Origin of the sequence: Flectobacillus roseus (assembly GCF_030056595.1) — a bacterium.
Lineage (GTDB): Bacteria > Bacteroidota > Bacteroidia > Cytophagales > Spirosomataceae > Flectobacillus > Flectobacillus roseus.
This window is the reverse complement of record NZ_JASHIF010000009.1, coordinates 129,295-154,217: the sequence shown is the minus strand read 5'-3', so window position 1 is coordinate 154,217 and position 24,923 is coordinate 129,295. Positions and strand designations below refer to the sequence as shown.

At 37.6% G+C, this 24,923-nt stretch carries 16 protein-coding genes; 11 read left to right on the top strand and 5 right to left on the bottom strand.

The genetic code is table 11. The features are described from left to right. Positions 1-16 precede the first annotated feature (16 nt). Complete coding sequence (locus QM524_RS11495; RefSeq protein WP_283344700.1) at positions 17-2,218, bottom strand: carbohydrate binding family 9 domain-containing protein; 2,202 nt, start codon at positions 2,216-2,218, stop codon at positions 17-19. Positions 2,219-2,952: 734 nt separating this feature from the next. On the opposite strand from QM524_RS11495, the gene QM524_RS11490 reads away from it, so the two are divergent. The 8 genes from QM524_RS11490 to QM524_RS11455 all read left to right on the top strand — a co-directional run bounded on the left by QM524_RS11490 (position 2,953) and on the right by QM524_RS11455 (position 15,908). Further along, the gene (locus QM524_RS11490; RefSeq protein WP_283344699.1) at positions 2,953-4,077 is read left to right on the top strand and encodes a sensor histidine kinase; all 1,125 of its coding nucleotides are present in this window, start codon (positions 2,953-2,955) and stop codon (positions 4,075-4,077) included. 97 nt (positions 4,078-4,174) lie between these two features. Further along, positions 4,175-4,918 (top strand): LytR/AlgR family response regulator transcription factor, encoded by a 744-nt coding sequence (locus QM524_RS11485; protein WP_283344698.1) that lies wholly within the window; start codon positions 4,175-4,177, stop codon positions 4,916-4,918. A 496-nt stretch (positions 4,919-5,414) separates the two neighbouring features. Beyond that, complete coding sequence (locus QM524_RS11480; RefSeq protein WP_283344697.1) at positions 5,415-6,011, top strand: RNA polymerase sigma factor; 597 nt, start codon at positions 5,415-5,417, stop codon at positions 6,009-6,011. Positions 6,012-6,118: 107 nt separating this feature from the next. Further along, positions 6,119-7,228: a FecR family protein gene (locus tag QM524_RS11475; RefSeq protein WP_283344696.1), complete on the top strand. Its 1,110-nt coding sequence runs from the start codon at positions 6,119-6,121 to the stop codon at positions 7,226-7,228. A gap of 344 nt (positions 7,229-7,572) precedes the next feature. Continuing rightward, positions 7,573-11,022: a SusC/RagA family TonB-linked outer membrane protein gene (locus QM524_RS11470; RefSeq protein WP_283344695.1), complete on the top strand. Its 3,450-nt coding sequence runs from the start codon at positions 7,573-7,575 to the stop codon at positions 11,020-11,022. Between the two features lie 47 nt (positions 11,023-11,069). Then, complete coding sequence (locus QM524_RS11465) at positions 11,070-12,569, top strand: RagB/SusD family nutrient uptake outer membrane protein (protein ID WP_283344694.1); 1,500 nt, start codon at positions 11,070-11,072, stop codon at positions 12,567-12,569. Between the two features lie 29 nt (positions 12,570-12,598). After that, positions 12,599-14,179, top strand: coding sequence for a PKD domain-containing protein (locus QM524_RS11460; protein ID WP_283344693.1), 1,581 nt, complete (start codon positions 12,599-12,601; stop codon positions 14,177-14,179). Positions 14,180-14,300: 121 nt separating this feature from the next. After that, positions 14,301-15,908, top strand: a complete 1,608-nt coding sequence (locus QM524_RS11455) for a family 16 glycosylhydrolase (protein WP_283344692.1) — start codon at positions 14,301-14,303, stop codon at positions 15,906-15,908. A gap of 166 nt (positions 15,909-16,074) precedes the next feature. Here the strand turns inward: QM524_RS11455 and proS are convergent, their stop codons facing one another. Next, a complete protein-coding gene (gene proS / locus QM524_RS11450; protein ID WP_283344691.1) occupies positions 16,075-17,553 on the bottom strand; it encodes a proline--tRNA ligase in 1,479 nt (492 codons plus the stop codon). A gap of 533 nt (positions 17,554-18,086) precedes the next feature. On the opposite strand from proS, the gene QM524_RS11445 reads away from it, so the two are divergent. After that, positions 18,087-19,187 (top strand): hypothetical protein, encoded by a 1,101-nt coding sequence (locus QM524_RS11445; protein WP_283344690.1) that lies wholly within the window; start codon positions 18,087-18,089, stop codon positions 19,185-19,187. A gap of 166 nt (positions 19,188-19,353) precedes the next feature. Next, entirely contained in the window at positions 19,354-21,006 is a 1,653-nt protein-coding gene (locus QM524_RS11440; RefSeq protein WP_283344689.1) for a hypothetical protein, read from the top strand. Positions 21,007-21,059: 53 nt separating this feature from the next. On the opposite strand, the gene QM524_RS11435 is transcribed toward QM524_RS11440, so the two are convergent. The 3 genes from QM524_RS11435 to QM524_RS11425 all read right to left on the bottom strand — a co-directional run bounded on the left by QM524_RS11435 (position 21,060) and on the right by QM524_RS11425 (position 23,610). Then, complete coding sequence (locus tag QM524_RS11435; RefSeq protein ID WP_283344688.1) at positions 21,060-21,584, bottom strand: shikimate kinase; 525 nt, start codon at positions 21,582-21,584, stop codon at positions 21,060-21,062. Positions 21,585-21,617: 33 nt separating this feature from the next. Next, complete coding sequence (locus QM524_RS11430; RefSeq protein WP_283344687.1) at positions 21,618-22,718, bottom strand: BT_3928 family protein; 1,101 nt, start codon at positions 22,716-22,718, stop codon at positions 21,618-21,620. A 331-nt stretch (positions 22,719-23,049) separates the two neighbouring features. Then, positions 23,050-23,610, bottom strand: a complete 561-nt coding sequence (locus QM524_RS11425; RefSeq protein ID WP_283344686.1) for a DUF1599 domain-containing protein — start codon at positions 23,608-23,610, stop codon at positions 23,050-23,052. Positions 23,611-23,829: 219 nt separating this feature from the next. Between QM524_RS11425 and folP the strand changes: the two genes are divergently transcribed. Next, the gene (folP, locus tag QM524_RS11420; protein ID WP_283344685.1) at positions 23,830-24,666 is read left to right on the top strand and encodes a dihydropteroate synthase; all 837 of its coding nucleotides are present in this window, start codon (positions 23,830-23,832) and stop codon (positions 24,664-24,666) included. Positions 24,667-24,923: the final 257 nt, after the last annotated feature.

Here is a 24,923-nt window from a genome sequence, read left to right as displayed (position 1 = left end):
CTCCCTGAACTTTTACCTAAAACTGCTTCAAATAAGATATTTTACTAATCAGATGTTGTTCTTGTTGTTTGGTAAAATCAGTGCCTGTAAATCCTCTTTGGTTGAATACTAAATAAATATATGAAAGCGGGCGGTATTCCCACGAAAATCTAACATTGAAAGTATCTCGATTGTTTTGGGTATTTTTTTGGTAAAAACCAATCAATTGCAAACGTGGATTCAGCGCCAAACGTCCTTCTATGCTATAAAGCTGAACGCTTTTAGATTCTTTCAAAATACCTACTTCTTTAAACTCATTGTTCTCAAAACCTAAATTAAAGGACGAATGAGGTGAAGGCGCCAGTCTCAAACTAAAAGAGGTATAGTTCAAGCTTCCATCATAATATCCTCCACGTTCGTGGTTTAGGAAATAAGAAATCTTTTTCGACTGGTCACTTCCCAAATAAAGTGTGTAGCGATTGTAATTGTATTCAGCAGGTTTGATTTCGATATCTAAGGGTGCAAAAGATTCGTCGAGTCTTTGATAATAGTTGGCATAAAAAATACCCGCAAATCCACCAGATTGAAGATTGACCCAAATAGGATTAAAATTAAGCTGGCGTTCTTGTAAAGTACCTGTTGAGGCTTTATGATAATACTCGATAAATACGCCAGGTTCGAAGCTACGTACCCATTTTGGCAACCAAGGTTTTCGAACAGTCAAATAAAAGCCAGGGGTATTGCTCAGTACATCGTTTCTTGACACAAAACCCATTTCAGGATTATACTCCTTGCTGACGTAAGACTGCGTGTACCACGCCACTACCTGATTGTTTCTGTAATGAAGCTGATTGTAAGCAGCTAAGCCTGTATTTGATTCGTTGGAGTTTTTAGAAAACATCGCCATCGAACTCAGCGAAAGCACATTGGATAAGCGGAAAAAGCCGTCTACAGCACCTGTCAGGTTGTTATAATCATTGGTGTTTTTGAGTGTAAAGAGTGCTCCAATACGGTTTTGAGAACCAATGTTTTCCGAAAACCTTCCTACAAAAAAATCTGTATTACCAATATTTCCGCCGTCATGCTGACGAATAGCAATAGCGCCAAAATTCCTTTTCTCAGAGCGATAGACCATTCTTGCACCTACTTCAATGGGTACAGGACGGGCGTTTGCATCTAAGCCAATTCTTCTACTAAAAAATGGTTGAATACGCATCGCACCACCTGCCAAATCTTCAATGGGTGACAAACCTACGCCAAATAAAGAAGCATTTTCAAGAAAAAACTGACGACGTTCTGGAAAGAAAACCGAAAAACGTGTCACATTATTCACCTGACGATCGGCATCAGCTTGGGCAAAATCTGTATTGAATGTTAGGTCTAAAACGGTATTAGGATTAATCGCCCATTTGATTTCGCCACCGGGCTTGAAAGTGCCATAGCCACCTTGTTTTTCGTAGTCTGTTCCTTTGTAATTATCATACGCATACAACATATACGGGATAGCACGAATATTCGTGACAGAGGGTGGAGGCGCCATAAGACTATCCAAAATGCCTGCATATTCCATTCGATTGACCGTAAAGGAGCGAGGATATGGCGACCAAGAATACGTGGAGTTACTCGAACGACGATTTCGGAAAAAATTAATTCCCCAAGAGTGCGTTTGTTGATTTTTAGGATAACGAAGTGTTTGCCAAGGAATAGCCATTTCGGCTACCCAACCAGAGTCGGAGCGAGAGGTACGTACACGCCAAAGTCCATCCCAGTCTACATCATATAAACGGTCGTCAAATGCCAAAAGGTCGCGCTGTGTCCCGTAAGGATTGGTTACAAGGGTCATGGCATTTCTTTTGTCATTGAAGCCATCAATAGTTACCCCGAACGAGTCGTGATTACGAAGTTCAAAATCTCTTCTAAAGTCTGGGGCTCTCAAAAACTTTTTTCCTAAAGAATCATGACAGATGCCTGCGATATACAAGAAATCTTTGTTGTACAACAGCTTGACAGAGGTGATTTGTTTGGCTTTCTCACCCTGATGCGGTTCTACCTCAAACTCAAGTTGGACTGTGGGCGCATTTTTCCATTCAAGCTCATCGAGCTTTCCATCCACTTTTAAGGATTTTGAGATGCTATTTGCAGTAGTTTTTTGGCGTTCTTGCTTAGGTGTGAAGGTATTCTGAGCCAATATCGATTGAGAGAGAAGTAAAAAACTTCCTAGCTGTAAAAGCTTAAACATACTGATAAAATTTACTTGTTGATGGAAGAAAGAGGTTGATTTTTGGAAAAACAAAGTTCTGAAAACTAATTAAAAGGTACTGTAAATTTGTGTTGAATGGCAATTGAAATCAAGGAGTAATCGTTTGTCCATTAGCGTGCTAACTCTTTTTTTGCTAAAATAAAACTTTGAAAGTTGAATACTTGAAGCTATAACTAGCCAAGAAAAATTATGCCCATTGCTCAAGGCCGACTCCCGTTAGCTATACGCCGATTGCACATAAAATTAGGGACAAAGCAAAGCTAAGTCCCTAACCCCTAACCAAATTAATTTTAATCTTTTAACCAAAGTTGAGATTCACAAAATGGATGTCTCACCAGTCCATTCGCTACGTTCAGAAGAACCTCAACAAGTTTGTTAAACGAAGTGTAACCAAAAAACTTCTTGCAAAAATCATATTATTAGGACTAACCGCTAAATTTATTCGCCAAGCTTGAATAAGTACTCGACCAATGACGTTTTCAGCGTAAAAGGCACTTATCATTCGCTCGAAGTTGTTTGTCGAAAAAGCTTTTATTTTTTAACCTAGGGCGTTTTTTACACAAAGGATTATTCTTAATTTTGGTAAACAAGATTACCAAGAAATAGCCTTAGGTAAGATTTTGGATACAGACAAAATAGAATTTGATTTTTATACGAAGTTGAAATACAGAATTTTAACCAAAATTCTTGTTTACACATATTAACGCATTACATTGGAAACATCAGCCGCTCTCAATCATACACGCACTGTTATTTTACAGGATATCCCGCTAAAGAAAATTCTGGCTAGACGAGCAGTTTATCATACGCTTTTCTGGATAGTAATTAGCTTGTACAATACCCTTTATCTAGGTTTTTTGAAGGATGACTATTCAGAAGCTTTTTTTGAGTTTGCTGTAAAATTTCCTTTTTACCTGACCCTTGTGTACGGTAATATCTACTACTTTATTCCAAAGTTTTTATTGAAAGGTAAATATCTCCAATACGTAGTCTTGTTGACAGGCTCCACTTTGTTGGCCGTAGCCTGCTTCCAAACATTGATTAATCATTTGATTTATATCAACTATTGCCCTGTTGGTTACCGCTCAGATATTTTGTTTGATCCCAAGCCAACTGTCAAACGAATGTTTGACATGATCTCGGTATTTGGTATGACTACGGGAATTAAATTGACTAAAGATTGGATTGGACACCAAGAAAAAATCAAAGATCTTGAAAAACAAAATTTGAAGAATGAATTGGAGTTTTTGAAATCTCAAATTCAACCCCATTTCTTTTTCAATACCTTAAATAACTTATATTCATTAACGCTGAAAAAATCTGATTTGGCTCCAGAGGTTGTAGTAAAGCTTTCTGACTTAATGAGTTATATGTTGTATGAATCAGACAGTTTAGAAACGACTCTTCGCAAGGAAGTAGAACATATCAAAAACTATTTGGATTTGGAAGGTTTGCGATTTGGCAAGCGTCTACACTTGAATTTTGATATCATAGGAGAGGTGGACAAAAAGAAAATACCACCGCTTTTACTTTTACCATTTATCGAAAATGCATTTAAGCATGGTACTTCTCATGAAACTGGAGAAATTCATCTTAAAATCGAGTTGAATATCCTTCATGACAAATTGGTTTTTGGTGTGACAAACCCAAGGTTTGAAAATCAATCTTCAAGGAAAAAACACAAAGGACTAGGCTTGAAAAATGTACAACGTCGTTTGGATCTTTTGTATGGTAAGAACTATAAGCTCCAGATATTACCAACGGCCAAAGAATATTCGATTAGTCTAGAATTACCTTTTGAGCCTGTTGTTTTAAGCGAATCAAAATCAAATAAATAGCAGCATGACCCTTGGTAATTGGATTTCCACTTATGCTTAGGTCATGTTTAAACGCTATTTTTCCAAGGTTTGACGATATTCCCAAAACTAAATTTATATGAAATTAAAAACGCTAATTGTAGACGATGAGCCATTAGCCCTTGACGTGCTTGAGACTTTTATTCAGCGAGTAGAGGGATTGGAGCTTGTAGGGCGTTGTGAAAATGGCATTCAGGCATTTAATTTATTGCAAAAAGGAGGGATTGACCTTTTATTTTTGGACATTGAAATGCCAACTTTAGATGGATTAGAATTATTGAGAAGCTTACACAATCCACCCAAGGTAATTATTACAACTGCCTATCGTGATTATGCTGTAGAAAGTTATGAGTTGGATGTAGTCGATTATTTGGTAAAACCTATCCCTTTTCAAAGATTTGTCAAAGCTGTGAATAAGGTTCAACAAAAATCAGAAGAGATAGACTTAGTGACCGAGGCCAACGCTTTCAAACCTCAAGCTCCTGCTGGTAAGCCAGAGGCAATGTTTATCAAAGTAGACAAACGAATCGTGAAAGTGTATTTCAATGATATTTTGTTTATTGAAAGTTTGAAAGATTATATTCGAGTGCACACAACTTCTGAATCTTATGTGACTTATCAAACCATGAATGGCATAGGAGAAATACTACCAGAAGATGATTTTGCTCGAATTCATAAATCATTCATTGTAGCGATTCATAAAGTAACTTCTATCGAAGCTAATGACCTGATTGTCAATAATCGCTCATTGCCGATTGGAAGAAGTTTTAGAGAAGATATTCTTGAGAAAATTTATAAAACAGGAGTTTTAGCAGTGAAGTAAGTTCTGACTCGGATGATAAAAAAGCCTAATTTGTCTCGATTGCGGAGTCAAATACATATCTCACTTTTTTACCTACCTCCGAAATCCAACATCAGAAATCCGAAATAGATAATTCTCTCAATTTCATCAAAAAAGCGGTCAGAAATTATTTTTCTGACCGCTTTTTTGATGCTACTACGCTCTATCCAACTCGGCTCAAGACGTAATCATTGCGTCTCTACTGCTAGAATAAAAATTTTTTTAATTCACTCTATATCAACTCACTCAATTAGGAATAACACATGTTTTGATGGTATAATGCTGAATATGAATCGTATAAGTAAGTAAAGTATGACGTTTCTACAGCAGCAAATACGATATTTAGCATAATCACTCAATCACTAAATCACAAATCACTCAATTCTATAAGCAGGACAAGCCCTTTAAAAAAGTAACACTATTTGCAGTTATTATACAATTTACTGGTAGTTTTGCGCTGGGATGTAAAGAGGACTTTATGGATAGTAATCTAAGGAATACACAACTTTGGCTGGCATTTAAAAGTGGCGATAGTGAAGCACTAGGGCAATTAGCTAGTGAGCATTACCGTGTACTTTATAACTATGCCACGAAGTTTACCAAGGATAGAGAACTGATCAAAGATTGTATTCAGGATTTATTTTTATACCTATGGGATCAACGCGAAAATCTTCATTCGTCTCCTTTTGTGACTATTTATCTCTTAAAATCGCTTAAGCATAATCTTTTCAAAAAACTCAATCAAGAGAAGAAATGGGTCTTAGATGATTTTGATACAGAGTCACCTTTTTCGGAAAATACCAATATCGAATCTACTATTATTGCTTTGGAGCTTTTTGCAGAAAATGAGCAAAAAGTGAGAAGTGTCTTAAATAACCTTCCTAAACGACAACAAGAGGTTATTTTTCTCAAATTCTACGAAACGCTAAGCATCGAAGAAATTGCTGAAATTATGGATATGAACAAGCAATCTGTTTCTAATTTATTACAAAGAGCTATTCATAACCTAAAACAAAATTGGCAATTAGCGGTGTATCTTCTTTATTATCTGTACTTTAATGTCAGACTTCAATAGTTTTTTCTTTTCTAGAAAAAATATTTCAAAAAAATAACTTCCAAAGTGAGTATCTGAGTAGGAGCAAAGGCTATTACTAGCAAAGTGCGAAAAATACAAGATATTCTATGTTCGATTACAAAAACTTTTCAGCCAATGATTTTGCGATGGACGCATTCTTTCGAGAATGGGTACTGAAGCCTACACCCGATGCTTCAGCATTTTGGAAAAACTGGTTGTGGCAAAATCCAGAAAAATCAGAAGTCATTGAGAAGGCTCGAAAAATTGTAATCACGCTAAAAAATGCCCAAGAGGAAATTTCTGAAGATGAAATTGATATGGCTGTTGCGCAAATTGTAGCCGCTGCCAATCAACGTGGAGCACAGCCCAAGCCTGTTATTCGTCCAATTTGGTCTTCTACAAACATGATTCGCTGGGCTGCCAGTATCGTTGCTGTATTGGGACTTACTTGGTATGCTTACGATTATTGGGGCAATAGACCCTCAGAACTATATACCCAAACGGTGGCAACTGTAGTAAGCAACCCTAAAATGCTCGAAACTTTCAATAAATCATCCGAGCCTATGGTGATTACCTTGCCAGATGGAAGTTCGGTCATTTTACAACCCAAAAGTAGGATTAGCTATCCTGCTCAGTTTGAAGATTCTGTTCGTGCGGTGGTGCTTTCTGGAGAAGCATTTTTTGAAGTTGCTAAAAATCCTCAACAGCCTTTTTTGGTATATGCCAACGAATTAATAACCAAAGTGCTCGGAACGAGTTTTACCATCAAAGCTTTTGCTAATGATTCGCAAGTAAAAGTGATTGTGAAAACGGGAAAAGTGTGGGTCTATACAGCCAAAGACGCTCAACGACCTCAGGCAATAGAAGCGACGGCCCAGGCTATTTTGACACCTAATCAACAAATTACGCTACTCCGAGAAAGATTAGCTTTACAAAAAGTAAATATCTCGGCGCAAATGATGCGTGAATTACCAAGTATCCAAACGCAGAGCTTTGAGTTCAAGCATACGCCATTGTCGGAAGTTTTTCAGATGTTAGAATCAACTTACCATGTAGAAATTGACTATGACCAGCAATTAATGTCAGCTTGCGAACTTACGGCATCCTTGGGCGATGAGCCTTTACCAGAAAAGTTAAAATTGATTTGCTCAGTAATCGAGGCTACTTATGAGGTGCAGGAAGGAAAAGTAGTCATTCACGGAAAAGCTTGCAATTAAGATGCTTTAGGCTTTAAGCAAACTTTTATGCATTCATGAGAAATGTTTTTCCGTGAGCCCATAACTGGGAGCCGAAAGCCCAATAGTCGCTAACTAAGCTTATTTTTTATCAATCAAAAACAATCAGCAATCTCAAATTTACTCTAAATGCCTTTTTTCTATAAATCAAAATCACCTCCGATGAGTGGAGAGATCTTTGAAATCTCGCTCAAATAAAAAAAGCCGACGGTGCTACCAACACCATCGACTTATTCTTGTACATCCGAAAGTTTCTCAGGCTTTTCATCAAGATTCTTGATGGACAGGATGCTTTATGTCAGTTTTTCAACCAACCAATCAAAATTATGTCAAAAAAACGACAATTCACTAAGATTCCAATCAAGATTATGCGAATCTCCTTTGTGCAGATGATTGTCTCAGTTTTGTGCATGTCAATTGCCAATGCTGGGAATGTAAAAGCTCAAGATTTACTCGACCAAAAAGTGAGCATTGTCTCTACTAATCAGGCTTTTGAAAAAGTGTTGGAAACGCTTGAGCAGGAAGCTCATGTGAAATTCATGTATAGTCCTCAGCTTATCGCTTCTGGGCGTAAAGTTTCCATTTCAGCCAAAAAAGAAAAGCTTTCTACCCTGTTGGAAAGTCTTTTAAAACCTCTCAAAATTTCCTATGAAGTCGTAGACCGAAAAATACTCCTCAAACGTACAGAGGTTGGAGGTTTTTTAGAAAACAAAGTGACTACAAGCGTAGCTCAAACGATCAAAGGGAAAATCACCGACGCCGAAAAAGGTGATGGAATTCCCGGAGTAAGTATCGCCATAAAAGGTACTAACCAAGGTACTGTCTCCGACGAACAAGGTAATTATTCCCTGACAGTTCCTGACGAAAAGGCTGTTTTAGTGATTACTTCGGTGGGTTATATCAAGGCTGAAGTAGTAGTAGGAAATAGATTTACGGTAAATATTAGTCTTAATCCTGATACTCAAAACCTAGGTGAAGTAGTGGTGGTAGGATATGGTACTCAAAAGGTTACAAACGTTTCTGGTGCTATTGCCACGGTGAAAGGTGCTGATATTGAGCGACTTCGCCCTGTACGTCCTGAAGATGCTTTACAAGGTCGTGCTTCTGGGGTAACGATTATTTCCAATGGTTCTCCAGGCTCAAAGCCAACGGTGTTGATTCGTGGTATTCCTTCTTTTTCGGGTACAGACCCTGTGGTAATTATCGATGGTGTACCCCAAACCTTAAATGACTTGAACGCTATTAATGCAGCAGATATCGAGTCAATGAACGTATTGAAAGATGCTGCCACTACAGCGATTTATGGGGTAAAAGGAGGAAATGGCGTAATTGTAGTAACCACCAAGAACGGTGCGAAAAATCAAAAAGCTGAAGTTTCGGTAAGTTCAAACTACGGTGTTCAACAAGTAATGAGAACCATTGGGGTACTCAACGCTACAGAATACGCCGCAATCCTTAACGAAGGAAGTACTTTAGCGGGTGGCGGTCTGATTTTCAAAGACCTATCTAGTGTTGGTGTTGGAACAAACTGGCAAAAGCAAATCTTCAAAGAAGCTCCTTTGCAATCGCATAATGTTACGGTTCGTGGCGGAAGTGAGCAAGTCCAATACTTTGTTTCTGGAGGCTATACTGGGCAAGATGGTATTGTCGGAGGTGGAAAAAACTCAAACTTTAACCGTTTGAATTTGACTTCTAATTTGACTTTTCAACTTAGTAAAAAGGTTAAGTTATTATCCAATACCAGCTTTGTAAATATCCAAAGTGTTGGAGTTCAAGAGAATTCATTTAACTCGATTATTGGTAGTGCACTCAATTTTGACCCAACCGTTCCTGTCTTGAATACCGTTCCAAATACTGTCGGGAAATATGGATTTAGTAATTTGTTGTTATCTGAAATTTTTAACCCATTGACTAAGCTTGACAACAACTACAATCAAAGTAATGGTAACAAATGGTATGGGAAATTAGAGTTACAATATGAGGTTATTAAAAACTTGACGCTTGCTTCTCGATTTGGCTATACCAATTGGAATAACACTTACAAATCATTTACTCCTCTGGCTTTCTACGGTCCACTCAATGTTGAAAATACCATGAATGCCGATGGTTCAACCGTGACGGGTCGTCATAATAGTGTTTATGAATCAAAACGTACTGATAATACTTACACATTCGAAACATTCGGAACATACAATTTTGCGCTCCCAAATGAGCACCATTTTGAAACAGTTGCAGGTATTTCATTAGCCAAAGTTTCTGGTGACGAAACCAATGGTTCTCGCCAAGATGTACCATTTAACTCATGGGAATTTGCCGATATTACTGCCGCAACAGGTGTTAATACAGCCGACAATGTTAATGCTATTTCGATGGGAAATAGTCAATATTTCCGTAAAAACCTTTCTTATTTTGGACGTGTCAATTACGATTGGAAAGATAAATATCTGGTATCATTTTCTGCTCGTCGTGATGGTTCTTATGCGTTTGGGGTTGATAATAAGTTCGCGAATTTCTATGCAGGTTCTTTGGGTTGGGTAGTTTCGAGCGAAGACTTTTTCAATGTAGATTTTATTAACTACCTCAAAATCAGAGGAAGTTACGGTACAATTGGTAACGAAAACGTAAGTCCACAATATGTTGGCATTATTTCGGGTGGCCCAAGCTATGCAGGCGATGCCAACAGTAATGGATATACCTTTGGTAATACCTTTGTGAGTGGCTCAACCGTTGGTTCTTATGCCAATACTACCTTGCGTTGGGAAAAACAGATTCAAAGTAACGTAGGTTTTGATGCTCGCTTTGGAAAATACTGGTCACTTTCGGCTGATTATTTCGATAAATCTGTGGATGGTCTTTTGTTTACTCCTTCTGTTTCATTATACCTCGGAACTGCTGCACCTCCAACTGCCAATATTGGTTCTACGAAAAGTAATGGTATTGATTTGAACTTAGGTTTTACGTATCCTATTTCAAAACAAGGACAATTTAGCACGAATATTACTTTTACTACGGCTAAAAACCTAGTAACAGCCACTAACTCAGATGGTACTGCCATCATTCCGGGAGGCAACTATTTCAATGGACAATCTCAAAGCGTGACCCGTTTCCAACAAGGATATGCGCCAGGGTATTTCTATGGATATAAAACAGCAGGTTTATTCCAAAATGCTGCTCAAATCAGTGAAGCACCGACTCAAACAGGAGCAGTGCCGGGAGATATCCGTTTTGTGGATGTAAACAAAGATGGTAAGATTACAGATTTAGATAAAACAGAAATTGGTAATCCATTCCCTGATTTTACGATGGGTTGGAACCTTAGTTTAAGTCTGAAAAACTTTGATTTTACGATGTTTACCTATGCTTCGGTCGGAAACGATGTATATCGTGCCTATGAGAGAAATGCTATTTATTCTAATAAAGATAGAAGCGTTTTAGGTCGCTGGAGAGGCGAAGGCTCAACTAATGATGCCAAATTCCCTCGTTTCACTTTTGTTGATGCCAATAGCAATATCCGTGTGTCAGACAGATATGTGGAGGATGGTTCTTTTGTGAAAATCAAAAATGTTCAGGTAGGATACACTTTGCCAACTAGCTGGGTATCAAACAAAGTATTTAGTAAGATTCGTGTTTATGCACAAGTAAAAAATGCTTACACATTTACTCGTTATTCAGGGTTTGACCCAGAAATCCCGGGAGGAATTTTGGATACGGGTGTTGACCGTGGGGTATATCCACAGGCACGTACTTGGTCATTAGGACTTGACTTGAAATTTTAGTTTAATCTTATTAAAAAACACTGAGAAAATTAACTCGGTACTGGATTATGAATACGAAAAAATACATATATACATTCTTGGTCATTGGGGCACTTTGTGGAGGATGCACCCAATGGGTTGACTACAGTCCAAAAGACGACTACAAAGTTACAGATGCAGATTACCTTAAGTCTGAAACTGATTATAGAAGTATGGGAGTAAGTGTTTACACACCAATTCAATGGCTAAATCAGGTAGTTCCTATTGGAGATATCGCCTCTGATAATGCGGTTGCAGGGGGTGAGAATGCTTCTGATGTACTGAGCCTACAACAAATAGATGACTTTTTGGTAAACAGTCAGAACGGAACTTTGACAGAAATTTGGAAGGCAGCCTACGAAGGCATAAACCGTGCGAACTATCTGTATCAATATAAAGATAGCAATCCATCAGGAGTCGCTGTCAACTTTACTGGTAAAGATGCTTTATATGGAGAGGTGGCGTTTTTGAGAGCCTATTATTATTTTACCTTGGTTAAAGTGTTTGGAAATGTTCCACTTTTTGTAGATAAAAAATTGGGAATTGCTGATTCTAGAACGCTCAAACAAGCTAAACCAGCTGAGATTTATGCTCAGATTGAAAAGGATTTAACCAACGCCATTGCGGTATTACCAACTACTGATCCTAAAAATGGACGAATTACCAAATATGCAGCTCAGGCGCTTTTAGGCAAGGTATATCTCTATCAGAATAAGTTTGACGCCGCCGCACCAGTGTTAAAAAGCGTAGTCGATGGTCCATATACTTTAGTAAGTAATTTTGGAAGTATCTTCTTGCAATCTGGTAAAAATGGTTCTGAAGCGGTATTTGAAATTCAATATTCAAATGCTTCTCCTTATTACAACTGGGGTGGTACTACTCGTGGACAAGGTAACTATGCTGTTCAACAATGTGGTATTCGCGGCTTAACGGGCAATAGTCCTTATGCTGCGGGTTGGAGTACCAATTTGCCTACTCAAGATTTGGCGAATGCCTATGAAGCAGGAGATACACGTAAGGCTGTGACTTGCTTAGATATAGAAGCATATAAGGCTGCAAATCCTAGTTTCAATATTACTTATCAGGTAGCACCATACAAAAATACAGGTCTGTACAATCAGAAATATCTTCCTCGCAAAGGAGAATCAAGTGGACAGATTGAGTTGAACTATTTGAATAATCAACGTATTATTCGCTTGTCGGAGGTGTATTTGATGTATGCGGAGGCATTAAACCGCAAAGCGTCTCCCGATGATGCAACAGCTTTAATATATCTTAATAAGGTTCGTCAAAGAGCATTTGGCGATAATAACCACAATTTATCGGCTACTGGCACAAGTCTTCGCGATGCCATCTGGAAAGAGCGTCGTCTCGAACTTGGTATGGAAGGTGACCGCTTCTTTGACTTAGTAAGAACAGGTCAAGCAGCTACAAAGTTGACGGGTTTTACGGTGGGTAAAAATGAAATTTTCCCCATTCCACAAGTCGAGATAGAAGTTTCGGGTCTTGTACAAAACCCTGGTTATTAATCTAAATCTTTATTTTTTCTTTGAAAAACATGAATCTTAAAAATATAGCATCCAGCATTGGATTGGCATTGGCAGTATTCGTATTGCCATCTTGTCAAGACCAACTCTATAATGATATTGCATTTGTGGATAAGGCAAGTGTGCCAAGTAAGCTTTCGGCTTTATTTGAAATCACACAAGACAATACGGGTATGGTAACCATAACACCCAACGGTGAAGGCGTTGCCTACTTTTCGGTAGCTTCTGGTCTGGCTGGTGCCACCCCAGCTACGGTAAACCCTGGCGGGAAAGTTCAGTGGAAATATCCTGAAGGCAATCATAGTGTGGTGGTGAAAGGCTTTAATGTGGGAGGAAAGAGTACAGAAACGACTTTACCTTTGACTGTATCTTTTAAGGCTCCAGAAAATGTAGAAATGACTGCCACCATTGACCCAACTAATCCTAAAAAGGTTAATGTAACGGCTAAAGGCTTATATGAAACAAATTTCAAAGCCTATTTCGGTGAAACTGCAAATGAGGTACCTGTTTCATTCAACGAAGGGCAAACAATAAGCTATACTTACAACTCTGTTGGCACATTCACTATCAAAGTCGTAGCGTTGAGTGGCGGTGCTGCTAGCACAACGGTTACCCAAAATGTAACAATTGTGAGTCCTGTGATACTTCCGTTGGATTTCGAAACTGCTGGACAAGAATATACTTTCTCAAACTTCGATGGAGGTTCGGTAAGTATCATCAATAACCCTCAGAAAAGTGGTATCAATACTTCTTCAAAAGTTGGGAGAATGATCAAATATGCAGGTCAGCCTTGGGGTGGAAGTTTGATTACTTTAGGTAGTGCGATAGATTTTTCGGTGAATAAATTCTTTGCCATGAAAGTGTTCTCTCCAAGAGTGGGCGCGAAGGTGTTATTGAAGGTTGAAAATGCTACTGATGGAAGTGTTAGTTATGAAAAAGAAGTAACTACCACAAAAGCTAATGCTTGGGAAGACCTCAGTTTTGATTTTAGTGCCATTAATACCACTAAGTCATACCATAAAATTGTACTAATCTTTGATTTAGGTACTATGGGTGATGGTTCTGCTAATTACACATTCTTATTTGATGATATTCGTTTGTACAAGCCAGTCACGGCTGAAAGTCTGACAGTGCCATTGACATTTGAATCTTCTACCTTAAAATACGATTTCGTCAATTTTGATGGAGGAAATGCTAGTGTTGTTGACAACCCACAAAAGACAGGTATTAATACTTCCTTGAAGGTAGGTAAAATGGTTAAATCTGCGGGTCAGTCTTGGGGAGGTTCATTTATCACTTTAGAATCGCCAATTGACTTTTCTGCTAAAAAAACCTTTAAAATGAAGGTGTATTCTCCACGAGTAGGAGCTAAAGTCCTTTTAAAAGTGGAAAATCTAACCAATGGAGCTGTCAGTTTTGAAAAAGAAGTAACCACCACCAAAGCTAATGCGTGGGAAGAACTAACCTTCGACTATAGCGGTATCAATGCAAGTCAGTCATATCAAAAAATAGTGCTGATTTTTGATTTGGGAACTATGGGCGATGGGTCAGCCAATTTTACTTATTGGTTTGATGATATTGTTCTTCAATAAAATGGAGTAAAAAAAGAAATATGTCAGAGTAATAGTGCGACATGAGCAATACATCATTTCCACTATTACTCATTAGACTAATTTTCTAGAATTATTTATTCATGTTTAGATTTTGACTTTTATGAAATATACAATAAAATCAATTACAGCATTTTTGCTTGCAAGCGCACTTGGTCTGACAGCCTGTAAGCAAACAGAATTTGGTTTTGGTGATATTATTACTCCGAGCAACTTAACTATTGTTGCTGATGTGATTGGAGTAGATGCTAATAATCCAAACGGTAATGGAACAGGAAGTGTGAATATCGCTGCACAAGCAGGTCAGGCACTTTCTTATAAAATAGACTTTGGCGATGGTAATTCTCAGATGGTACCATCAGGTAAAGTTGCCTATAAATATGCTAACCCTGGCACCAACGAATATGTGGTTTCCGTAAATGCGATTGGGACAGGTGGGGCTATGACCACACTTAGTAAAAAGGTAAAAGTGTTTGTGGCATTCGAAATTCCTAGTAATATCCTTACCGCTATGACTGGTGCTGGCTCGAAAGTTTGGATTACGGATAATGAGGCAATAGGACATGTGGGAGTAGGGCCTTCGGATGGTTTTACCCCAAGTTGGTATGCTGCCGAGCCAAACCAAAGACCAGCCTGTTTGTACGATGATGAAATTACTTTTGCTAAAACTGCCAATAATCAAATTACCTTGAATGTCGATAATAAAGGTCAGTCATCATTGATTGGCGCTGCAACGTCCTTCTACGGTGTTTCAGGACCAGACGGTTGTTATGATATTAGTACAGGTGGTACAAAAGAGTTGAATTTTTCACCAGCAACTTCGGCTTCTACGTCCTCAAACTCTACAAGAGTACAGTTTAAAGTTCCGGGAAATGGGATTGTGAATTTTGGAACAGGAGGAACCACTTATGAAATTTTAGCACTTTCAGAAAATAGTATGACACTTAGAAGTATTGGCTCAGATGGAAATGCTTGGTATATGAAGCTAAAACCTAAGTCAGCAACCACGCCAGTGACTGAAAAGAAACTCGTTTGGGCAGATGAATTTAATACTGATGGTGCTCCAAACCCAGCGGTTTGGGGATATGATTTGGGAAATAATAATGGCTGGGGAAATAACGAGGTTCAAAATTATACCAATCGTGCGGATAATGCTGTAGTGCAAGGTGGCGTTTTGAAAATTACTGCTAAAAAAGAGAGCTATCAAGGCTCAAACTACACTTCAGCTCGTTTACTTTCTCTCAATAAGTATTCATTTACTTATGGACGTGTAGATATTCGTGCCAAACTGCCTGCAGGTGGAGGTACATGGCCAGCGTTGTGGATGTTGGGTTCTAATATTCAGACAGTTGGTTGGCCTGCTTGTGGTGAAATTGACATTATGGAAATGATTGGGAATAAGCCCAATGTAATCTTAGGAACTGTTCATCACCCTAATCATTCAGGTGGAAATGCTGATGGAGGAAGTACCACTATTACCAATGCTACCACAGAGTTTCATATCTATTCTGTTGATTGGTCGGCAAGTAGTATTAAATTTTATGTTGATAACAAATTATTTTACACTTTTGCCAACAATAGTACGCTACCATTCAACAAGGACTTTTTCTTTATCATGAATATTGCCATGGGAGGAAACCTAGGTGGAACAATAGATCCAGCCTTTACTTCAGCGACTATGGAGGTGGACTATATCAGAGTTTATCAATAAAAGGAGTATTAATGGTGTTATGCCAAAAATCAAAAAGGCGGTCGAGAATTATTCTCTGACCGCCTTTTTTGCGAATATCAACGCTTTAGGAACAAGTATTGCGTCTCTACGAGTGAAATTTAACTAAAAACATTTACTCATTCACACAATCAGGATTCACTGAATATTAGTAAGCTCTAGCAAAGATTACACGACGAGACGAAGGATTTCCTGTATAAATACATTTGCCTTCTTCTTCTTTCGCATCCAAAGGAATACAACGAATAGTAGCTTTGGTTAATTCTTTAATTTTTTCTTCTGTTTCTGAAGAACCATCCCAGTGTGCTGAAATAAACCCTGGTTTTTCGTCCAAAGTTTTTACAAACTCATCCCACGAATCAACTTCAAGGGTATTTGCTGTTCTGAAAGACAAAGCTCGGTTATAGATATTCTCTTGGATTTCTTCCAATAGATTTTGGATAACCTCTACCACGCCATCAATTTCATACGTCTTTTTCTCTTTTGTATCACGACGGGCAATTTCAACCGTGCCGTTAGCAAGGTCACGAGCACCAATTGCCAAACGTACAGGAACACCTTTCAATTCGTATTCAGCAAATTTGAAGCCTGGGGATTGTTTGTCAGAGTTATCGAATTTGACAGAAATTCCCAATTTTTTCAAAGTTTTAACAATAGGTAAAACTTTTTCAGAAATAGCCTCTAATTGTTCAGCACCTTTGAAAATAGGTACGATTACCACTTGAATTGGCGCTAATTTTGGAGGTAATACCAAACCTTCATCATCAGAGTGAGCCATAATCAAAGCACCCATCAAACGAGTAGAAACACCCCAAGAAGTACCCCAAACATAGTCTTGTTGGTTTTCTTTGTTAGAGAATTTTACATCAAAAGCTTTGGCAAAGTTTTGACCTAAGAAGTGAGAAGTGCCTGCCTGTAAAGCCTTTCCATCTTGCATCATCGCCTCAATACAGTATGTATCATCTGCACCTGCAAAACGCTCGTTGGCAGTCTTTTTACCACGAATAACAGGAACAGCCATAAACTCTTCAGCAAATGTAGCATATACATCTAGCATTTGTTCCGTTTCAGCAATGGCTTCTTCTTTAGTAGCATGAGCTGTGTGTCCTTCTTGCCACAAGAATTCGGCAGTACGTAAAAACAAACGAGTACGCATTTCCCAACGCACAACGTTTGCCCATTGGTTAATCAACAAAGGAAGGTCACGGTATGACTGAATCCAGTTTTTATAAGTACTCCAGATAATAGCCTCAGAAGTTGGGCGAACCACTAACTCTTCTTCAAGACGAGCATTGGGGTCAACAATTAATTTACCTTTATTATCAGGGTCGTTTTTCAAACGATAGTGTGTCACTACAGCACATTCTTTGGCAAAGCCTTCTGCATTTTTTTCCTCAGCCTCAAACAAACTTTTCGGTACAAAAAGAGGGAAGTAAGCATTTGTATGTCCAGTTTCTTTGAACATATCGTCCAAAGCACGCTGCATTTTTTCCCAAATAGAATAACCGTAAGGTTTGATCACCATACAGCCTCTAACGGCAGAATTTTCGGCTAAATCGGCACGCTTAACAAGTTCGTTGTACCACTCAGAATAATTTTCGCTACGTTTTGGTAAGCCTTTGCTCATGGGTTGTTTTATGGTTGGTTAATGCCTCTTTAGCTTAAAATGAGATTAGAATAACGCTAAATCGGCGAAAAATGTACAAAACTAATGGGGGAAAACGTTCTTTTAATAGTCTAAATACCAGAAATGAATATAAAATAAGTATTTGTTACCCATTCGGTTATGTTCGAGACCATGGTAATAGCATGATCAACAGTCATCCCAAATCTATTACTAAATAACAAAACTATAACCTTAACTTAACCTTATTTAGTTCATTTTCAAAGTATTGGATAATTGGAACATTTAAAGATTTAATTTTGTTAATGTTGTGTTAATTATCTTGCAAAGATAAGTTTTTGTAGTAAGTTTGTTACAAGAAATTTTTGCTAAGTTATTAATCTGGCCAGTTTATCTTAGAAAAAAACAATTCATTACCTTTTGAGATAGTACTGGTTAATATTTGAAAACGTAGCAAAACGCACTGATTGCTGATAAATATTAATAAATTATTTGTTTTATTGACAATACTCCTACAATCTAAAATTCAAACAGCTATGAGCCTTCAGCATTCAATAAAGCACCTTTCAGCTATAGCGTTGATTGGTTTAGTTTGGGGTTGTAATACCTCCAAACAAGCAATTGTTTCCAAAAGCTCAAGTGGTGAAGTTTACGACGACTTGTACGCTTCGACAAGTGACGTAAGACCTACTACTTTGGGTGGGCGCATATACAATGAGCAAGGTTATGATGAATCTACTTATCAAGCTCCTGTATATCGCAATGGTAATTCTACGAACAATTCGACACAGGGCACCAATGAATATTATTCTCAAAATTGGTTAAATTCTCGTTCAGTTTATCAAAATCAAGACGACTATTCTGCTGGTTATAACAATGGCTACAACAATGGTTTTGCGAATGGTCTAAACAACGGATACGGTAATTTTGGTTTAAATAACTGGTACTCAAATCCAGCTATCTCATTCGGTCTAGGATATAGCCGTTGGTCTCCTTTTGGTTATTCAACTATGGGTTATTACGATCCATTGTATTCTAGTTTTTATGACCCATATTGGGGTTGGTCAAGTAGCCGTTGGATGTATGGTAACTCATTTGGGTATGGATACAGTCCTTATGGCTATGGCGGTTTTTATGATCCTTATGGTTATGGATATTCGTCTTTGGCCTATGGTGGTTATTATGGAGGATACTACGGTGGCTATTACAACAACTACAATAATTATGTAGGTTCTGTTATTGGTGCTGAGACTCCAGCCAAGTATCGTTCAAGACCAGCTTATGCAGCTTCTGCGTATAACTCGGATTTCAACAATAATAGAGGAGCAGCCTATAATCGTGGTAGTCGTACCAACGCAGATTATTCAAATACCAACTCAGACTATTATTCACGTCCGAGAAGAGATGGTAGCAGTGCTAACTACAACTCAGGTACTACTACGAACTCTTCAAGAAGTGCTAACAGTAGCTATTCTAACGGACGCAATAGCTCTTGGGATTGGTCATCTAACAACAACAATAATAGATCGACTAATTCGAACACAAATTCAACTTGGAACAATTCTTCAAGTGGAAGTTCGTCAAGTGGCAGCTCTGGCGGCGGTGGCGGCGGAGGTCGTTCACGTGGTCCAAGATAATATTAACAAATGATTAACACTCGAAGCCTCGCAGAGTTGTACTTTGTGAGGCTTTTTTACGTTAAATTAACAACAAAGTCCGTTATACTACCTCCGCATGATGAGGGGTAATTCTCATAGAACTGTCCTTATTATAAAGAATATGATTTTAAACCGTAAGAATAACATGAAAGATATTCGTAAAGTATTACTTGCGTCTCTACTTATGAGTTCGATAAGCGCTAGTTTTGCACAAGATAATAATTATGATGCATTGGCGAGACTCTTTTCACAAACTGCACCAAGTGGTTCTGCTCGATTTCAAGCACTAGGTGGCAACCACTCAGCTTTGGGTGCAGATATCTCTTCCAATTCTAGCAACCCTGCTGGTCTGGGTTTTTATACTCGTTCTGAATTTTCTATTTCTCCTTCTTTTCAAATCAATTCAAACACTAGTAGTTATATCGATACCAAGAAAACTAACGCCAATACCGATAATTTTAATATAGCCAATATTGGAATTGTATTTGGTGGACAAGAACCAAGATATAAAGATAGCTGGAGAGGAAGTTGGTCTATTTCTTACAATAGACAAAGTTCGTTGTATAATAAAGTAAGTTTTGCAGGACGTAACCTTCAGAGTTCACTCATGGATAGTTTTGGTGAGATTACAAACCGAGATATTAAGGATAACGGTTTAAGCTTACAAGACTTTAAAGATGGCTTGACTAATGATGCTCCTAATTTTTATTATCAATCTGACATGTATTATTGGTCATTTTTGATTAATCCAAATGGTACTAACTCAGACCCATTTGTTGGTGCTGAAGGAGGAAAGTCTGTTGACCAGCGATATGATTTTCAAGCATCTGGTCGAACAAGCCAGTGGACAATTGGTTATGGCGGTACTGCCAATGAAAAGTTCTATATAGGTTTCTCTTTGGGGTTGCCAAGTTTTAGATACGAAACTCAAACGGATTTTACTGAGAATATCGTTAACTATGATGCCATTCGTTCTTTCGCGTTTTCTAAATATCTTACTACAACAGGACAAGGTATCAACTTGACTGTTGGAACTATCATAAAGCCAACTAATAATTTCCGTATTGGTGCTACCATTACGACACCAACTTGGTATTCGATAGATGAAACTACTTCATCCACCTTGAATGTCGATGTTGATCCTAGTAAAATGGGTGGTATTAAGCTTTCTTCAGATGTAATATCTGGCGGAAATACGATAGGTAGCAAATTAGTGTCCTTAGGATACGGAATTAATACCACAGGAGGTACTTCGTATATCACTCGAATTCCAAAGTTATCTACCCAACCAGTAAGTTCAAATTATGAATTAAGAACTCCTTTCAAAGCTAGTGGTGGAGTGGCTTATTTCTTTGGTAAAAAGGGCTTCCTATCGGCAGATGTTGAATATGTAGCTTATAAAGGTATGAAATTAAGTACGAATATGAACGATGCTTATTTCAAAGGAGATTTGGATTTTTATACAAAGTCTATCCAGAATACCTATAAAAATGTTTTGAATTTAAAAGTAGGTGGAGAATATCGTATGGGCTTGTTTGCAGCACGTGGAGGTTTCGCTTATTATCAAAACCCTTATAATTCTAATTTTGATAACGATGCAGTTAATCGCGCAATGATGGTATACTCAGCAGGTGTTGGTATCAAAACGGGAACTTTCTATGTAGATTTGACAGGCTTGTATGGTAAAACACAACAAGCATATAACCCTTATGTGTTGAACGATTCGTCTTTATATGCAACTGCCATTATGGACCAAAGCTGGACAAGAGGTGTTTTGACGTTTGGGGTTTATTTTTAAGAAATAAAATTATCAAAAAAGGGTCTCCAATTAATTGGAGACCCTTTTTTGATTTATGACTGTTTCTCATTGATTTCGTCCAACAACCAAAGTAATTGTTGAACCTCAATATTTCCATCAATTTTGATATCAGCACGCATATAGAAAGGTAAACGTGTTTGATATCTCTTTTTGAGGTCCTCGAATAGAGCTTGATTTCCGCTACTTTTATTAATCAAAGGTCGATTGTTGGCATCAGATAATTTGATGCGTTTGAATAAATCCTCTGGCTGTACATTGAGAAAAACACTGATGCCATTGGCTTTGATAAAATCCATATTATCAAAAAAGCAAGGAACACCTCCACCCGTAGCAATAACCAGTTTTTGATTAGGCGAAAATTGCTTTAAAATTTTACTTTCTATTTCTCTAAAATGGTTTTCCCCATTCCATTTAAAAATTTCAGGAATAGTTTGATTTTCATGGCGTTCAATTAATTCGTCCATATCTACAAACTTATATCCTATGGCTTTGGCTAATTGTCTTCCTAGCGTACTTTTCCCTGAAGAGGGCATTCCTACTAAAAATATATTTTTCATATTGGTTAACATCGAATGGCCTTTTGGGAAAAGCTATTGCAATTTTGATAAAACTTCTTCTTTATCGGGTGTTGCCTTGTTTGACCATTTACCTTTTACAGTACCATCTTGCAATAACCAAATTACGGGATTGGCACGAGCAATGGTTTTTAGCACTTTAACATCAGCATTCAACACTACAACATCTAATTGATTTTGCTTGATAAAGTTTTGAGCGGCATCATCTGTTGAGGCAGTTACAAACCAAACCGTTACATCAGAGCCTTTTAGTCCTTGAATCAATTGCTTGATTTCTTCGATATGTCCTAAATTGGCTTTTTCAACAAATGGGCTTACAATCATCAATTTCTTTCCGACAAAACTTTCTGCTTTGTAATCAATAGAATCACCTGTTCTGTAAAGGTTATAATCTGTAATACGGGCTTTTGCAGCATCCTCATTCAACTGAATCATCTGTTTGAACTTCCAGGTTGTATCTGTTGGATACTCCATAAATTCTTGCTCTTTACCACCTTTCTCCATGATATACTTAAACTTTGGAGCTTCAGCAGGCTTCATGTTATTCTGAATGTTTTCTCCGATGGCATAAGGTAAGCCGTCGTTTACTGGCAAATAATTAACAGCATAAGTTCCTAGTGCCAAACAAAATACTAAAGATGCAGCTACCGCCCAACCTGTTTTTTTGTCAGCAAAAATATGACGTTGCCAAAGTATTATTAAAATAAAGAACATCAAAATCATGTCCTTGATAAACGAAGTCCAAGGTTTTAGTTTGATGGCTTCTCCAAAACAACCACAATCTGTCACTTTGTTGAAATAAGCAGAATAAAAAGTCAAAAAGCCAAAGAAAACAACAGTGGCTAATAATATCCATGAAGCACTTTTGAGTTTATATTGGACTAGTAAGCATACCCCCAACACCAATTCTAGCGTACACAAAAAGATAGATACATATAATGCCAAAGGTACCCAGAAATGCCAAAAGCCTGCCATCCAAGGAAAGTCAGTTGCGAATACATCGAAGTATTCTTCCAACTTGATTTCGGTACCAATAGGGTCGTTGAGTTTGATAAGTCCTGAAAAAATAAATATTACACCAACAAAGATTCGGGATAAATGTGCGAGGAATTTCATGATAGATAAAAAGGGGATTCTTGTATATTAGGGCTAAAATGTGAAATGTTAGTTTGGATAGAAAACTTTAAAACAACCAAAAATATGCCATTTTTGAAAGTATAGTTAAATATACAAGTATTCAACCAAAATACATTTCAATTATTTTCTAGATGAAAGAACAAAATTAAATCAGCTCATTACATAAAACTGTTAATGAACTGTTAAAATGGAAATGAAAATGAGAAGATTATAGAATTTTAAATAAGCGATAGTTAATAGTCTTGCTTTTGTACAAATATTAAAATTACTTTCAAATTATCCAATCTTCACATTTTCAAATTCAAAGAAACTACTGTTGCTGTTGTTGCTGTTGAGCCATACCCATTTGGATAAGACAAAAAACTGCATAGTTCAACATATCCTGATAGTTGGCTTCAACACCTTCAGATACCAATGTATGTCCTTGATTATCTTCGATTTGTTTAGTTCTGAAGATTTTCATCAAGATTAAATCTGTCATTGAGCTTACACGCATATCACGCCACGCCTCACCATAATCGTGATTTTTGTTTAATAACAAATTCAAAGTTTTGCTCACTTGTTCATCGTACAAATCACCTAATTCTTGCTCAGAGAACTCCATTTGTGATGAATTATCCAACTGCTTCTGAATCATCGCAATAATACAATAGTTGATGATGCCGATAAATTCACCTTCAATACCATCATCAATTTTCTGAACACCTTTTTCTTGAATAGAACGAATACGTTGTGCTTTAATAAAAATCTGGTCTGTCAGACTAGGCAAACGCAGAATACGCCAAGAAGTGCCATAATCTTTATTTTTTTTCTGGAAAAGCTCTCTACAAATCGTAATTATTTGACGATACTCAAATTCTGTTTTTGTCATTTTTGGGAAAAATCTGTTGCTAAATATTTACCATTTATTGAATCTTAGCAGGGTACAGATAGGTTATCTATGTGAAACTGTTTTTGCAAAAATACCGCATTCAGTTCAAAATTCTAACAATATTCTTTTAATCAGCCTTAGAATCTAGTTTAAGGATACCATTGTGTGCCAAGTTTAGAATTGCTTTTATCTTTGCACCATCAACTTTTATATGTGCGTATGACTACTTTAATTAATTGCCGTGGCAAACTTATCGATCTTGCTCAACCTCGTGTCATGGGTATTTTGAATATTACTCCTGATTCTTTTTTTGAAAGAAGTCGTGTACATACCGAAACGGAAATTTTGAATCAAGCAGAAAAAATGCTGTCTGCGGGAGCCACTTTTTTGGATTTGGGAGGACATTCTACTCGTCCAGGGGCAACGCCTGTATCGGAGGAGGAGGAAATCAAAAGAGTTTTGCCAGCCACAGAAATTATCCTCAAACATTTTCCCGAAGCATTAATTTCTATTGATACATTCCGTTCTAATGTTGCAAAAGCTTGTGTAGAGGCTGGCGCCGTGATTGTCAATGATGTTTCAGGCGGTTTATTGGACGATAAAATGTATAAAACCGTTGCAAGTTTTGGAGATGTTCCTTACATCCTCATGCACATGCGTGGAACCATCGAAACTATGACGCAGTTGACCCAGTATGATAATCTGGTGTTGGAGGTTTTGGATGAATTACAGCAAAAGGTAGCTCAGTTAAGAACCTTCAATCAACGTGATATTATCTTGGATTTGGGATTTGGTTTTGCCAAAAATCTTGACCAAAACTATGAATTGCTCAATCACTTACCAGATTTTGAGGTGATGAATTTACCGATGTTAGTTGGTGTTTCAAGAAAATCTATGATTTGGCGAAAATTAGATATTTTGGCGTCTGAGGCTCTAAACGGAACTACCGCACTCAACGCAGTTGCTCTAATGAAGGGCGCAAATATTCTGCGAGTACACGATGTAAAAGAGGCAATAGAGACCATTAGTTTGATTAAAGCTGTAAATGCGAGGTAAGTTAGTGAGCAAAATAAAATCTAATTTTTCTGTTTTAGGCACTAAGCAAAAGGCACAAGGCAAAGAGTGTTAAAATATTTTTAATAATCACAAACATACTTTTTTCCAAAGCCCACCGCCGAAAGCCGTTACCAGAAAGCCTAAGCACAATCTTAAATTTTGAGCTTTCAGCCCTGAGTATTCGTCAAATAGTTATCTACCGTTACAAAAAAAACACTCTTTGCCTGTTGCCTTTTCCCTAAAAGTATAAAAACTAT